This is a genomic window from Mycobacterium sp. 1245499.0, assembly GCF_001673615.1.
Classification (GTDB): Bacteria; Actinomycetota; Actinomycetes; order Mycobacteriales; family Mycobacteriaceae; genus Mycobacterium; species Mycobacterium europaeum_A.
Map to the genome: position 1 here is coordinate 1 of NZ_LZMG01000151.1, position 620 is coordinate 620.

2 protein-coding genes are annotated in these 620 nt (G+C 67.6%); one reads left to right on the forward strand and one right to left on the reverse strand.

What is annotated here, in order from left to right; genetic code table 11:
- On the forward strand, positions 1 to 460 hold a 460-nt coding region (locus A5646_RS07790), incomplete at its 5' end, for a DUF3556 domain-containing protein (protein ID WP_197499389.1).
- Here the strand turns inward: A5646_RS07790 and A5646_RS27910 are convergent.
- The coding region (locus A5646_RS27910) for a DUF3618 domain-containing protein (RefSeq protein ID WP_082972023.1) at positions 447 to 620 on the reverse strand (174 nt) is incomplete at its 5' end. The two genes, A5646_RS07790 and A5646_RS27910, sit on opposite strands and share 14 nt — an antisense overlap.

Below are 620 nucleotides of genomic sequence, written 5' to 3' on the forward strand. Positions count from 1 at the left end.
GCAGCACCAGCAGCTCGAGCGGTTGTACGGCAGCAAAGAGGAAACCCTGATCCCGCTGCACCTGGCCTTGGCGTTCCGGGGGATGAACACCCACGGGCGCGCGCTGCTCACCCTGGCGCACCGGGCGATGGCCGACTACGACGAGGACGACTACAACCTGTGTGAGGGTGAAGTCCTGTGCTCGATGGTGCTGGGCTGGAACTTCGGCGACGGCCACATGCACAACGAATGCCTGATCGAGGCGCTGCAGCAGCGGTGCGGGTTCGAGCCGGGCGAGGTGCGCGTGGTGATCCTCGATGCCCAGCCCATCCACCAACAGCGGCAGGAATACAGGTTGGTCGACGCCGCGACGGGCGAATTCGAACGCGGCTACTGCGACGTCGACGACATGGCCACCAATCAGCCCTGGGCCGACGACATCCCGGTATACGTCCAGACTGGGCGCGTCACCGATTCCTGACGCGGCGCACCGCCACCACCACGACGAGGGCCCCGACCCCGGCCAGCGAGGCCAGCACCACGGGCTTCTGCACGAAGCCGATCACCCGGACCTTGAGGTCGTCGGCCAGGCGCCGAGGATTGGCCCGCTCGGCAAGCGAGTCGACGGTGGCCGCCAGCTG